The organism is Luteibacter sp. UNCMF366Tsu5.1 (genome assembly GCF_900119235.1).
In the GTDB taxonomy this organism is placed as follows: Bacteria; Pseudomonadota; Gammaproteobacteria; order Xanthomonadales; family Rhodanobacteraceae; genus Luteibacter; species Luteibacter flocculans.
Window position 1 is genome coordinate 1,734,061 of sequence record NZ_FPIS01000001.1, and the last position, 12,532, is coordinate 1,746,592.

The 12,532-nt window shown below is 64.9% G+C and carries 12 protein-coding genes; 7 read left to right on the plus strand and 5 right to left on the minus strand.

The window, feature by feature from the left end; translation table 11 throughout:
* Nucleotides 1-55: 55 nt before the first annotated feature.
* Complete coding sequence (locus tag BT115_RS07775; RefSeq protein WP_072321882.1) at nt 56-484, plus strand: CBS domain-containing protein; 429 nt, start codon at nt 56-58, stop codon at nt 482-484.
* Here BT115_RS07775 and BT115_RS07780 read toward each other — a convergent pair.
* A complete protein-coding gene (locus BT115_RS07780) occupies nt 481-1,761 on the minus strand; it encodes an NTP/NDP exchange transporter (protein WP_255369368.1) in 1,281 nt (426 codons plus the stop codon). The genes BT115_RS07775 and BT115_RS07780 overlap by 4 nt on opposite strands.
* Before the next feature lie 186 nt (nt 1,762-1,947).
* Here BT115_RS07780 and BT115_RS07785 point away from each other — a divergent pair, with 186 nt between their 5' ends.
* A complete protein-coding gene (locus tag BT115_RS07785; RefSeq protein ID WP_072321883.1) occupies nt 1,948-3,288 on the plus strand; it encodes a serine hydrolase domain-containing protein in 1,341 nt (446 codons plus the stop codon).
* A gap of 166 nt (nt 3,289-3,454) precedes the next feature.
* Here the strand turns inward: BT115_RS07785 and BT115_RS07790 are convergent, their stop codons facing one another.
* The 3 genes from BT115_RS07790 to gcvH all read right to left on the minus strand — a co-directional run bounded on the left by BT115_RS07790 (nt 3,455) and on the right by gcvH (nt 6,178).
* Entirely contained in the window at nt 3,455-4,486 is a 1,032-nt protein-coding gene (locus tag BT115_RS07790; protein ID WP_072321884.1) for an energy transducer TonB, read from the minus strand.
* 258 nt (nt 4,487-4,744) lie between these two features.
* Nucleotides 4,745-5,332 (minus strand): met regulon transcriptional regulator MetJ, encoded by a 588-nt coding sequence (gene metJ / locus BT115_RS19075; protein WP_072321885.1) that lies wholly within the window; start codon nt 5,330-5,332, stop codon nt 4,745-4,747.
* Between the two features lie 429 nt (nt 5,333-5,761).
* Entirely contained in the window at nt 5,762-6,178 is a 417-nt protein-coding gene (gene gcvH / locus BT115_RS07800; protein ID WP_072321886.1) for a glycine cleavage system protein GcvH, read from the minus strand.
* A gap of 285 nt (nt 6,179-6,463) precedes the next feature.
* Here gcvH and BT115_RS07805 point away from each other — a divergent pair, with 285 nt between their 5' ends.
* Nucleotides 6,464-7,747: a DUF3103 family protein gene (locus BT115_RS07805; RefSeq protein ID WP_072321887.1), complete on the plus strand. Its 1,284-nt coding sequence runs from the start codon at nt 6,464-6,466 to the stop codon at nt 7,745-7,747.
* Between the two features lie 61 nt (nt 7,748-7,808).
* Here BT115_RS07805 and gcvT read toward each other — a convergent pair whose 3' ends face one another.
* On the minus strand, nt 7,809-8,915 hold the full coding sequence (gcvT, locus tag BT115_RS07810) for a glycine cleavage system aminomethyltransferase GcvT (protein WP_072321888.1): 1,107 nt from the start codon (nt 8,913-8,915) through the stop codon (nt 7,809-7,811).
* Between the two features lie 126 nt (nt 8,916-9,041).
* On the opposite strand from gcvT, the gene BT115_RS07815 reads away from it, so the two are divergent.
* From BT115_RS07815 to BT115_RS07830, 4 genes are read left to right on the plus strand one after another with little or no spacing between them, the layout of a single operon-like run.
* On the plus strand, nt 9,042-10,184 hold the full coding sequence (locus BT115_RS07815; RefSeq protein ID WP_072321889.1) for an MlaE family ABC transporter permease: 1,143 nt from the start codon (nt 9,042-9,044) through the stop codon (nt 10,182-10,184).
* Nucleotides 10,185-10,192: 8 nt separating this feature from the next.
* Nucleotides 10,193-10,975, plus strand: a complete 783-nt coding sequence (locus BT115_RS07820; protein ID WP_072322316.1) for an ABC transporter ATP-binding protein — start codon at nt 10,193-10,195, stop codon at nt 10,973-10,975.
* Between the two features lie 3 nt (nt 10,976-10,978).
* Nucleotides 10,979-11,917: an MlaD family protein gene (locus BT115_RS07825; RefSeq protein WP_072321890.1), complete on the plus strand. Its 939-nt coding sequence runs from the start codon at nt 10,979-10,981 to the stop codon at nt 11,915-11,917.
* Entirely contained in the window at nt 11,914-12,519 is a 606-nt protein-coding gene (locus tag BT115_RS07830; RefSeq protein WP_072321891.1) for an ABC-type transport auxiliary lipoprotein family protein, read from the plus strand. The genes BT115_RS07825 and BT115_RS07830 overlap by 4 nt, the downstream gene beginning before the upstream one ends.
* The last annotated feature ends 13 nt before the right edge of the window (nt 12,520-12,532 follow it).

A 12,532-nucleotide genomic window follows, 5' to 3' on the forward strand; every position in this document is an offset into this window, starting at 1 on the left:
CGGCGGTAAACTCGGCCAAGGCGGCCACCGGCCGCGCCATCACCGGGAGTCGAGCATGCAGCAGGTCAAGCATCTTCTGGCAGGCAAGGGCAGCGCCGTATACGCCGTGGCGCCCGATGCATCGGTCTACGAGGCCATCCAGCAGATGGCCGAGAAGAACGTCGGCGCACTGGCGGTCATCAAGGGGGATCAGCTCGTGGGCATCCTTTCCGAGCGCGACTACGCGCGCAAGGTCATCCTCAAGGACCGCTCCTCCCGCGACACCCTGGTCGGCGACATCATGACGCCGAGCGTCGTGACCGTCGGTCTCGACGTCAGCGTGGACGACTGCATGCGTCTTTGCACCGACGGTCGCCTGCGCCACCTGCCCGTTCTGGACGACGGGCGCGTGGTGGGCATGGTATCCATCGGCGATCTGGTCAAGGCGACCATCTCCGAGCAGCGGGAAACGATCAGCCAGCTCGAGAGCTATATCGTCGGCTAGGCGTCGTCGCGAATCTTCGACTCCGGCGCCAGATCGGGCGAGGTCGCTGCGCGCCGTGCCACCTCGGTGGCCACGGCGGCCAGCCCTGCGCAGATGAGACCGATGCCGGCGATTCCGACGCCCGCGGCACGCAGGCCGTTCAACCCGCTGGTAACGAGCAGGTCGCCGAATCGCCACACGGTGGTCTCGATGAAATTCTTGCCCTTGTAACGCGCCTCGCGCGGCATGCGCGTATACAGCGCATCCGAGGCAGGCTTGGCCATGCCGTAGGTCAGGCCGCGCGTACCCACCTGCACGATCGCTATCAAGGGCACGGCCACGCCGAACAGCATCGCGTCCGTGGGTCCGTGCAGCGCCAGCCACCCCAAGAGGCAAAGGTTCACCAGCGAAGGCAGCACAAGGGCCCACGCGGTGCCCAGACTACGCAGGATCAGCGGCGTGAGCGTGAGCTGCAGCAGCGCGCCGAGCCCGTTGATCCAGAGGTCGAGGTCCGCATAGAACGCAGTGCGAGCCGCATTGTCCGCGAAGTGGGCCTTGGTGTAATCGGCCATGAGGGCGTAGGCCATCGTGGCGATGCCGTCGCTCAACAGCATCAGCAAGCCCATATAGCGCAGGAAGGGCTGCGCAAATGCCGCCTTGGCTCCCTCGATGATGGAACCGCCCATCGGAGCGCCATCGCTGTGATCGTTGCCATGCGCATGACGCGTCGCCGCGAGCAAGGCGCCGAGCGCGAGCAACAAGGTGACCGCCGAGACCACGAGCATGGACGGGACGCCCAGGCGCACGACGAGCGTGCGGGTGAGCAACGGGCCCACCAGCGCCCCGGCCATGCCGCCAAAGGCAATGAATGGAAATACCAGGCGCGCCTCCACGTTGGAGAACACGTCCGCCATCACGCTCCAGAACAGCGACACCACGAACAGGTTGAACACGCTCACCCAGACGAAGAAGACGTTACCCAGCACCGCCGCTCCGATCCGATCCTGCGCAACGAAGGCGGGCACGAAAGCCACCAGGCACACGACGAAGAAAAGGTAACTGCCCAGCAACACCCGCCGACGCGGGAAGTGCGACACCAGCCAACCGAACACCGGCGTCAGCGCCAGCATCACGACGAAGACGATGGCGTAGAAGGTTGCGAGCGATGCGGAGCCCGCCGCGCCGACGAGCTGGTCGCGCACGGGCCGGAGGACGTAATAGGACGTCAGCACCAGGAAGAAGGCGATGACGCAGAGCGCGAGGGTGGTTCCCCGTGCGGCGTGCGGACGAGCGTTCACGATAGCCGGCATGTCCGGTGGAGGCGGGGGCAAGCCTAGCATGAGCGCCTTTCGTTCAGGGTCGTCAAGAAGCTTCCGTTGTCGCGGACGAGGAAGTAAAAGACAATGCCTTGGACCATGCCCGGGGCGTCCCGGCATACCTGAATCCGCGGCGTGCCCCCCACGCCTCGATCGCGCGAGATAAGCATGTCGTTCCGTTCCGCATCCCTGCTCGCCTGTGCGCTTGCCTGCGCCGTTGCCGCTCCCTCCGCCCTCGCCGCACCACCGCCCAAACCGCCCGTCGTTCACGCGGACCCGGAAGCGGTAAAGCTGCCGCCGGAACGGGTGAAAGAGACCGTCGAGAACTACAAGCGCTGGCTCGATGAGGCGGAGGCGAGGGATGCCGCGCCCGCCATCGTGACCGCCGTCATCGTCGACGACAAGGTCGTCTACGAGCGCGCCATCGGCTACGCCAATGCGAAGACCAAGGAGCCGGCCACGCCCGACACCGTGTTTCGTCTGGCGTCGTTGTCGAAGGCGTTCGCCACCGGCGTCACGGCCGTCCTGGTGCGAGCCGGGTTCCTGAGCTGGGACACCAAGCTCATCGATACCATTCCCTACTTCAAGCTCAAGGACATGCAGGCCGCGCAGCAGGCGACGGTGCGCGACATCCTGGGCCAGCGCCTCGGCCTTCCGCGCAACACTTACGACTCCGCGCTCGAAGCGGATGCTCCCTACGAGGAGCTGGTGCGCAAGCTGGACGAAGTGGACCTCTCCTGCAAGGTCGGCGAATGCTACGGCTACCAGAACGTCGCCTTCAGCATGATCGGCGACGTGATCTACGCGCAGACCGGCGATTATTTCTTTCGCCAGGTGGAGCGTCGCATCTTCACGCCGCTCGGCATGACCACCGCCAGCTACGGTCGCGACGCCCTTGAAGCGAGCAAGAGCTGGGCCCGTCCTCACCGCGGCGGTCCGCACAACTGGATTCCCTACGAGCCCAACGACAGCTATTACCGCGTGGCCCCCGCCGCGGGCGTCAACGCCAGCCTGCGCGACATGGAGCAGTGGTTGATGGCGCAGATGGGCGGTCGCCCCGACGTCCTGCCCACGCCGCTGCTGGATGTCCTGCACGCCCCGGAGGTGCCGACACCTTCCGAGGAGCGCTCGCTGCCGTGGCGCCGCGCGCGCGTTACCGACGCCCATTACGCCCTCGGCTGGCGCGTGTTCAAGTACGCCAACGAGGACCTGATCTATCACGCGGGCGCCGTATCGGGTTACCGCACCATGATCGGGTTCTTCCCGAAGTACCACGCGGGTGTCGTTACGATGTGGAACGCGGCGGGTCCCGTCCCCGCGGGCCTGATGCCCATGGTGTTCGACAGCCTCCTGGGGCTGCCGCACGTGGATTGGGCCGGCGTCGAGGGCCCGGTGCATGCGGCGCCGGCCGCCGCACCGAAGGCCAAAGCCAAGGCCGCGGCAACGAAAAAGGCCGCCCCGACGAAGACCAAGACGACCCCAAAGAAAAAGAAGAAAGCCGGAAGCTGACGCACCACCTTCTGGCTTCTCAGCTCACGTCGCAGCCCGGCGACGCATGCACGCCACGCCGAGGCAACGGGCGAAGCAAATCCGATGGCTCGCCGCTGCGGACGCCATGACGACACCAGGGACGAAAAGAGAAACGGCCTCCTGCACACGCAGGAGGCCGTCTTCGTTAGCGGCCGAGGTTGAACTGCAGGCGACGCCGCAGCGTCACGGTCATCGGCTCGCCATTGCGGGTGGCCGGTTTGTACTCCCAGCGGCTGACCGCATCGATCGCCGAACGGTCGAACACGTGCTTGGGCTGCGAATCGACGACCGTGACATTGCTCACCGAACCATCGGCGCTCACCGAGAATTCGACGTCCACCCAACCTTCCTGGTTGGCACGCATCGCCGCGGTCGGGTAGCGCGGGCTGACCTGGCGGACGAGCACCGCATCGCTGATGGGCTCGGCGTCCGCCGCCGTGGGCTTCGGCGTCGGCGTTGCAGCAGGGCGTGCGGCATTCGCCGCCGGGGACTGCTGGGCTGCCACACGCGACGCCTGTTCGCGCGCGGCCTGCTGGCGCTGCGCTTCCGCCGCGGCAGCCTGTTCCGCCTGTTGCTTCGCCGCTGCCGCGGCATTCTGCTGCGCGAGCTGCTGCGCCTTCTGTGCGTCCACTGCCTGCTGCTGTTCGCGGTCGAGTGTCTTGCGCTGGGCATCGAGCTTCGAGCGCAGGATCGTCAACGTGTAGTTTTCGGGGTCCGCTTTTGCCAGCAGATCGATCTCGCGCTGCGCTTCGTTGAAGTCGCGCTGGTTGATCGTCTGCTCGGTCGCCGCGGCGCCGTAGGAGAAGGTCTCGCGCAATGCGTCCGCCGCGACGGGATTACCCGGCTGCTTCTGCAGCACCTTCATGTAGAACTCGAACGCGTTGTTGCCCGCCGGGGCCACGAGGCGCTGCTCGTTCATCGCGGTTCGCGCCTCGGAGAGCAGCTGGTCGACGCTGAGCGAATCGACGTCGGCCGGAGGCGCTTCGCGCTTCGCGACGCTCTTCTGCGTGGCTGCCGACGCGGGTGTCGCCGCTTCAGCGGCGTCGCGGTAGGGCTTGATGATGAGGAACCAGGCTGCGACGGCGAGCGCGACGACGATGACGACGACGGCAAGGGTCACAGGATTGACGGCGCCACGCATACGGCGGCGCGCAAGGAAGCGATAACGGTTATCCATGGCGGTTGGTACCGGACTCCGCAAAGCGCGCGCCCCCTGATGGCTTGACGCGAAAGACCCCCCGTCTTTCGCAGCGCGATGTGGCGACAAGGTAACCGTAATGGCCGCGTGAATCCAGTTCGCTGGCCTAGGAGCTTTTCCGGACGCCAGAAACGAACGACCCCGGCCAGGCCGGGGTCAAGTCTCGAAGTGACTCCCCGCGCTGGGCACCGCGGGGAGCTAATTCGCAAAACGTACTTTCTTATTGAGTCGTAACGCTTACTTGGCCTTGGCGGCCTTGGTTGCGCGAGCCACCTTGGTGGCGGCAACCTTCTTCGAAGCGGCCTTGCGCGGCGAAGCCTTGCGCGTAGCCTTCTTGGCGGTGGCCTTCTTGACGGCCTTCTTCACCGCCTTCTTGGCGGCGACCTTGCGAGCAGGCGCCTTGCGGGCGACCTTCTTTGCAGCAGCCTTCTTGGCCGGCGACTTGCGGGTCGCAGCCTTCTTGGTCGCGACCTTACGGGTCGAGGCCTTCTTTGCCGGCGACTTGCGCGCGGCGGTCTTCTTCACGGTCGACTTCTTCGTCGCCTTCTTGGCGGCGGATTTCTTGGCAGTGGCTTTCTTGGCAGTGGCCATGGTTCGTCTCAGCTCCTCATCAGTTGGCAGTGGTTGCCCAGTAAAAGCGTGAAGGAACGCTTCAACCAGCAGATCGCTGTTCGTTGCGTGCCTTAAATTGTTCACCTGGCGGCGAGTACGTTCATCGGAAAGTAGGCGGAGAACATGCAGCGGAATCGATACTGTGATCTTGCGAACCGAACCCGCTTTCGAACCATGCTCCACATACGGCCTGATGAATTTTCCTGTTTCCATTTCCGGTTCCCCGTCAATTGACGCAAAAGCTATTCCTGAACATTTCCGCTGTCAATAAATTTTGGCTCTAAATTGAAGGCCTTGCGCCGCCATGACGGCACCTCGAGAGGCATGATCCGAGCCCGCCGCAAGCGACCCGAAGAATGCGTTTCGTATTTAGACTGCCGAAACAAAACACACTGCGTCAGAAAAAGAGTTCAGCAAACTACTTAAATAAAGGCATTTCTTGCGTGTGCTGCAAAATGTCTCAAGCGAAAGACGCGCAAAGCCTCCGCGCGCCAAAGTTGCTCCGAGCGTGTCCGACGGGGTCGATCTCGGGGATGAACGAAGTTCAACCGGCCGCAAAAAAAAATTTCCGCCGCCCCCTCTTCGGGACAAAAAAATGCCGGTCGAAGTCGACCGGCATCCAATCGAAGCTGCCGCTTGGTCTCAGCGATCTTCGTTTTCGATCAGTTCCTGATACTCGTCCGGCGTGAGCAACTGGTCGAGTTCGCTCGTGTCCTCGGGTTTCAACTTGAAGATCCAACCGTCGCCGAAGGCATCCTCGTTGATCGTTTCCGGCTTGTCGCTCAGAGCCTCATTGACCGCGACGACCTTGCCAGAGATCGGGGCGTAGATGTCGGACGCCGCCTTGACCGACTCGACCACCGCGACACCATTTCCTGCGGTCACCGTACTGCCGACTTCCGGCAGCTCGACGTAGACCAGGTCGCCCAGCGCGCTCTGCGCGTGGTCGGAAATGCCCACCGTAACGATGACACCACCGTCGCCGGAGTCGTGGTCGTCGGACACGCGCACCCACTCGTGGGACTTCAAGAATTTCAGATCGCCTGGGATTTCACTCATGGGATAAGCCTCGTTAGCTCGGGACAGGTGCGCTGATGGGACGGGCAATTGTACCGGTATGGAGGTTTCCGGGAAGCGGCAACCGACGTGATGCGCCCGACCCTCCTCAGCGATACCTGACTCCGATCCCGGCGAGCACCGACACCGACCTGCGCGGCGCCTGACAGCGCGGCGCCGACTCGCACGACTAATTTGTTATCGCGGGCCGCATCTCGGTGCCGCGCCGGCCGACACCTTCCCCCTACGAGGTCACGCCGGAATCTCTCCCTCGACAAGGAACCTCCCATGAAACGGACTCTCAAAGTCTCGCTCCTCAGCGCTGCGTTGGCGTTCACCTTCTCCTCGCCGCTGATGGCCACCGAAGCCACATCCGTGAGCGACGTTCGCGACCAGGTCGCCCGCAGTATCGCCACTCTCGTGAACGACCCCGCCTTTGAAGCGGCCGTGCAGGACAAGCTGAGCAAGAACAAGGCAGCGCTCGCCGACGTGGTGCGCCAGTACGCCGCCGACGCCACCGCACGTAACCAGGGCGTCGTGGACGAACTCCGCGACCTCGAACGTCAGGCCATCCACTTGCGCGGTCTGGATGGCGCCATCGACAACGTGATCGATCTCCGCGTGCTCGGCGGCAGCGCGCAGGATTCGGCTGCCAACGTTCATGGCACCTGGGTCGGCACCGTGGTGAAGGATCAGGCCACCGGGACCAAGCAACTGGTCGCCTACGGCCCGTCGGGAGAGAAACAGCAGTTTTCGGCCGATCAGGCCCCAGGCGTTCCGATGCTGCTCGTCGAGTCGGATTCGACTCGCAGCACGCAGGCTGGCATGCAGGTGATGAACGAGGCGCTTCGCCGCGAGGGCGCGCAGACGCCCCGGACGCAACCGATGTCTCGCTCCGCGCTGCGTTCTTCCTTGCGTTCTTCCGCGCGGGATGTCTCGCGCCTCGCTCCGACGACCCTCTCCCGCTTCGCTCCCCCGTCCGTGGAGAACCTTGCCGTGCCGGAGACGGAAGAGCTGACCATCCTCTCCGAGATCTGGCTGGCCGACGACCGCGAGCCGAACACCGCGTTCGACGCCGAGATCTTCGCTGTGATTACCGGCATCAGCCCCGAGGGCAAGGTGCAGGTCATCACCAAGGACATGCCATGGCTGGACCATGACAAGTTCTGGTACAGGCCTGGCATGGACCTGATCAACTGGAAGGACTTCGGCCCGAGCTACGTGAACGTGCAGCTCTTCGAGGACGACGGCGACACGAACTTCAAGAACCTGGCATCGGCCGTCACCAGTGCGGTGGGCGACGTCTCCCTGCTGGTCTCGCCGACGGCACCCCAGGCGCTCGTGATCTCCGGCGTGTCCAAGATCGCGAGCAAGGTGCTCGACGCGATGGACTCCAAGTGGTTCCAGAACGATGCCGACTACATCGATTCGTTCTATGTGATCGAGCGTGGCGGCAACTACGGCACGCACGATGCCCCCTTGGTGGGGGCACGTGGCTGGGCGAAGATGGTGCTCAAGCCCTATCAGGTGAAGAACCGCGTGTTCAAGGAGACGGTGAACAAGACCCCTTGATCTCTCATACGAAGGGCGGCCTCGGCCGCCCTTCGCTTTCGCTATATATAGAGAGTGTCGATCAGCCGACGATGCCAGGCATCGGACGGCCGTCACGCACGAAGGGGAACGTCACGACGCGCACCGGCACTTCACGGCCGCGGATATCGACGCGAACATGTCCCAGCTCGCCAGCAGGCACGCGTGCAAATGCGATGGACTTGCCGAGCGTAGGGGCGAAACCGCCGGACAGGATCTCACCGTCACCGGCAGCGGTGAGCACCTTCTGCCCGTGGCGCAGCACGCCCTTGTCGTCCATCACCAGTCCCACCATGACGCGCGGCACGCCGGCAGCCTTCTGCTTCTCCAGCGCCGCACGGCCGATGAAGTCGCGGCCCTCGTCCAGCGACACCGTCCACGCGAGCGCCGCCTCCCAGGGCGTGACGCTCTCATCCATGTCCTGGCCATACAGATTCATGCCGGCCTCGAGGCGCAGGGTGTCGCGCGCGCCCAGACCCGCCGGAGCCACGCCCGCCTCGCGGAGGCGATTCCACAACTCGACGACGCGCGTGTTGGGCACCACGACCTCGAAACCGTCTTCGCCGGTGTAACCGGTCCGCGCAAGGAACAACGGCATGCCCTCCGGGCCTTCGATCTCGATGGCAGCGAACTTGCCGAGCTTGCTCGCCTTCGCGCGCACATCCTCCGGCAGCAAGCCGATCAGCTTCTCGCGGGCGTTGGGGCCCTGCACGGCGATCATGCCGAACTCGCTGCGCTCGCGGACGGCGACACCGAAGGCGGCCGCCTGCTTCTCGATCCAGGCCAGATCCTTTGCGCGAGTGGCAGCATTCACCACGAGGCGGAAGAAGTCCTCGCGCAGGAAGTAAACGATGAGGTCATCGATCACCCCACCGTTCTCGTCGAGCATGCAGGTGTAGAGCGCCTTGCCGGACTTGGCGAGCTTGTCGACATTGTTCGCCACCAGCTTGCGCAGGAACTCCCGAGTACGCTCACCGACAATATCCACGACCGTCATGTGCGACACGTCGAACATGCCGGCATCCTTGCGTACGGCGTGATGCTCTTCGATCTGCGACCCGTAGGCGATGGGCATGTCCCAGCCGCCGAAGTCGACCATGCGGGCACCGAGTTCGCGGTGGGTGGCGTTGAGTTCGGTCTTGTCGGTCATCGTCGTACCTTGAAGGAGAATGGCGGCGGGATCAGCCCGGCATTATCGGCCCGCCGGGCCCGGAAGGCCAATCGTGCACCGCACCGCATCCCCCAAGGCACCACCGAGTCCTGCTAGCCTTCGCTCATGGCAACGGCATCCTTCCCCGGCTCGGTGACGCTCACCCGCGAGGCGGGCGGACCCCGGCTCATCCTTTCCGGCGACTGGACGCTCCCCCACTACAGCGACCTGCACCGGCGCGCGACGGAACTGGCCGGGTCGATCGACAGCCACGCCACGATCGACATCCACGGACTGGGGGCCATGGACACATCGGGCGCCTTCATCATTGCCGAACTGCTGGGCAGCGCTCGCACGCAGGCGCTGGCCCAGGAAGAGGTGCTGCCCCCCGAACGTCGCGCCCTCCTGAAAACGGTCGGCGACGCGATCGACACCTATTGCACGGGCATCACTCGACCGCGCGATGCCGGCTTCGTCGTCATGCTGGAGCGCATCGGCAAGGCGATGTCCGGCTTCTGGAAGCAGACCGCCAAGCTGCTCGCCTTCATCGGCATCACGCTCCAGGGCTTTCTCGCCACGATCTGGCGGCCACGCCGCTGGCGGGTCACCTCGCTGGTCTCGCACATCGAACAGACCGGCCTCGACGCCGTGCCGATCCTGGCGCTGCTGTCCTTCATGGTCGGTTGCGTGGTGGCCTTCCTCGGTTCGACGGCGCTTGCGAGCTACGGCGCCAGCCTGTTCACCGTGGACCTGATCGGCTACGCCTTCCTCCGCGAGTTCGGCGTGCTGCTCACGGCCATCCTCCTCGCGGGCCGCACCGCGAGTGCATTCACCGCGCAAATCGGTTCGATGAAGGCCCGCGAGGAAATCGACGCGATTCGCACGTTGGGGCTCGATCCGGTGGAACTGCTGGTCCTGCCGCGCGTGCTTGCCTTGCTGGTGTCGCTGCCCCTGCTCACTTTTATTTCCATGGTGGCGGGCGTGGTCGGCGGCGGTGTCGTGTGTCTCGCCGTATTGAAGATGTCGCCATCGATGTTCCTGACGATGTTCCAGGCGGACATTTCGCTGACCCAGTTCCTGGTCGGTATCGCCAAGGCCCCCGTGTTCGCCTTCATGATCGCCGTGATCGGCTGCATGGAAGGCTTCAAGGTCTCCGGCAGCGCGCAGTCCGTGGGCGAGCACACCACCTCGGCCGTGGTGCAGTCGATCTTCGTGGTGATCCTGCTGGATGCGCTGGCCGCCCTCTTCTATATGGAGATGGGCTGGTGAACGCACAGATGCTTCCGAAACCGTCTCGCGAGACCGTGATCGAAGTGCGCGGCCTGCTCAACCGCTTCGGTGCGCAGACCGTACACGAGCACCTGGACCTCGACGTCTACCGCGGCGAAATCCTCGGTATCGTCGGCGGATCGGGTACGGGTAAATCGGTGCTGCTGCGGACCATCGTCGGCCTGGTGCGACCGGTGGCCGGCGAAGTGCGCGTGTTCGGGGAGAACCTGCTGGCCCTGTCCGACGAACGCCGCTCGCAGGTGGAACGGCGATTCGGTGTGCTGTTCCAGAGTGGCGCCCTGTTCTCCTCGCTGACTGTGGCCGAGAACGTGGCGCTTCCGCTGGTCGAGCACGCCGGCCTGCCGCGCGTGGATGCGCAACGGCTGGCGGGCGTAAAGCTGGCGCTGGCCGGGCTGCCCGTCGACGCAGGACGCAAGTATCCCGCGCAGCTCTCCGGCGGCATGATCAAGCGCGCTGCGCTGGCCCGTGCACTGGCGCTGGATCCGGAAATCCTCTTCCTCGACGAACCCACCGCCGGCCTTGATCCGATCAGCGCCGCGGCCTTCGACAGCTTGATCGTCACCCTGCGCAACGCGCTCGGACTGACCGTGTTCCTCGTCACCCACGATCTCGACACCTTGTATACGACCTGCGATCGCGTGGCCGTACTCTCTCAGCGTCGCGTGCTCGCCGCAGCACCCATCGACGAGGTGGCACGCACCGACGATGCCTGGGTCCAGGCATATTTCAACGGCCCGCGCGGCCGCGCAGCACACAAAGGCAAGGACTGAACCATGGAAACCCGGGCCCACCACGTCCTCATCGGACTGTTCACTGTCCTGGTCGTTCTCTTCGGCCTCGGCTTCGGCGTCTGGCTCGCCAAGGCGCATTCGGACCAGGAATGGAATTACTACGACATCGTGTTCAATGAAGCCGTGACCGGCCTGTCGCGCGGCGGCGCCGTGCAGTACAACGGCATCCGCCTGGGCGACGTGATGCAGCTGCGACTCGATCCCGACGACCCGCGCCGCGTACTCGCACGCATCCGCGTCGAGGGCGATACACCGCTGCGCAAGGACACCCACGCCAAGCTCGCCCTCACCGGCGTGACCGGCGTAGCGATCATCCAGTTGTCCGGCGGTTCGCCGGGCAGCCCGACGTTGGTGGGGCACGACGGCGAGGTACCGGTGATCATCGCCGACCCGTCGCCCTTCGCGCGCATCCTTGCCAACGGCGAGGATCTCATCACCAACATCAATCAGGCCGCCGCCCGCGCCAGCGAACTCCTGTCAAAGGAAAACGTGCACCGTATCGAGCGCACGCTGGATCACCTGGACAAGACCACAGGGGTGATCGCCGACGAGCGCGAGGACATCCGCGCGCTCATCAAGCAACTGGCCGCAGCCACACAGCAGGCGAACGATACGCTCGCCGAAAGTCGCTCACTGGTGCACAACGCCAACGGTCTGGTCGAAGGCCAGGGCAAGGCCACCCTGGAAAGCGCGCAGCGCGCCATGGCCTCGCTCGAACATTCGATGGCATCGATCGACCGGCTGCTCAACGACAACAGCGATGCGATCAATGGCGGCGCCGCCAGCCTCGGCGAGCTGGCTCCGGCACTACACGAATTGCGCGACACGCTCGGTTCGTTGCGCTCCATCACCCGTCGCCTCGACGAGAACCCCAGCGGCTACCTGTTCGGCCGAGAGAAGACCAAGGAGTTCACCCCATGAGCCGTGCCCGCCTCGCCGCCCCGCTGATTCTTGCGCTGCTGACGGCATGCTCGATCCTGCCTAAGGCGGAGTCACCCCATATCTACACGTTGCCTGCCGCGCCAGGCGCGCGACCGGCAGCAGCCAGCCCGGTCCCTTGGGCGCTGCGTGTCGCCACCCCGAACGCACCACGCGCGCTCGACAACTCGCGCATCGCCGTGGTCCCCGAGGCCAACACCATCACCGTCTATGCCGGCGCACGCTGGGCCGACAGCGCGCCGAAGTTGTTCCGCGAACGCCTTGCCGATGCGTTCCGCGACGGTGGGCGCGTGCCCGCCATCAGCACCGACGACAGCAACCTCGCCGCCGACTACGAACTCGGTGGCAGCCTCAGCGCGTTCCAGACCGAATACACGAACGGCAAACCGGAAGTCGTCGTGCGTTACGACGCTGTGCTCGCGGCAACCCGCAAGCACCAGATCGTGGGCAGCCGACGCTTCGAAGTGCGTGAGCCCGTCGATGGCAAGGAGGTGCCGAAAGTGGTGGAAGCGTTCGGCCGCGCCATGGACAAGGTATCCGGCGACGTCGTCCGCTGGACGATGGACAGCGTACCTGCGCGCTAACGGCGCGCTGCCA

Bases quoted from the DNA above. Each gene is read 5' to 3' on its own strand.
- BT115_RS07775 (WP_072321882.1), top strand. From the start codon at position 56: ATGCAGCAGGTCAAGCATCTTCTGGCAGGCAAGGGCAGCGCCGTATAC.
- BT115_RS07785 (WP_072321883.1), top strand. From the start codon at position 1,948: ATGTCGTTCCGTTCCGCATCCCTGCTCGCCTGTGCGCTTGCCTGCGCC.
- BT115_RS07790 (WP_072321884.1), bottom strand. From the start codon at position 4,486: ATGGATAACCGTTATCGCTTCCTTGCGCGCCGCCGTATGCGTGGCGCC.
- metJ (WP_072321885.1), bottom strand. From the start codon at position 5,332: ATGGAAACAGGAAAATTCATCAGGCCGTATGTGGAGCATGGTTCGAAA.
- gcvH (WP_072321886.1), bottom strand. From the start codon at position 6,178: ATGAGTGAAATCCCAGGCGATCTGAAATTCTTGAAGTCCCACGAGTGG.
- BT115_RS07805 (WP_072321887.1), top strand. From the start codon at position 6,464: ATGAAACGGACTCTCAAAGTCTCGCTCCTCAGCGCTGCGTTGGCGTTC.
- gcvT (WP_072321888.1), bottom strand. From the start codon at position 8,915: ATGACCGACAAGACCGAACTCAACGCCACCCACCGCGAACTCGGTGCC.
- BT115_RS07815 (WP_072321889.1), top strand. From the start codon at position 9,042: ATGGCAACGGCATCCTTCCCCGGCTCGGTGACGCTCACCCGCGAGGCG.
- BT115_RS07820 (WP_072322316.1), top strand. From the start codon at position 10,193: ATGCTTCCGAAACCGTCTCGCGAGACCGTGATCGAAGTGCGCGGCCTG.
- BT115_RS07825 (WP_072321890.1), top strand. From the start codon at position 10,979: ATGGAAACCCGGGCCCACCACGTCCTCATCGGACTGTTCACTGTCCTG.
- BT115_RS07830 (WP_072321891.1), top strand. From the start codon at position 11,914: ATGAGCCGTGCCCGCCTCGCCGCCCCGCTGATTCTTGCGCTGCTGACG.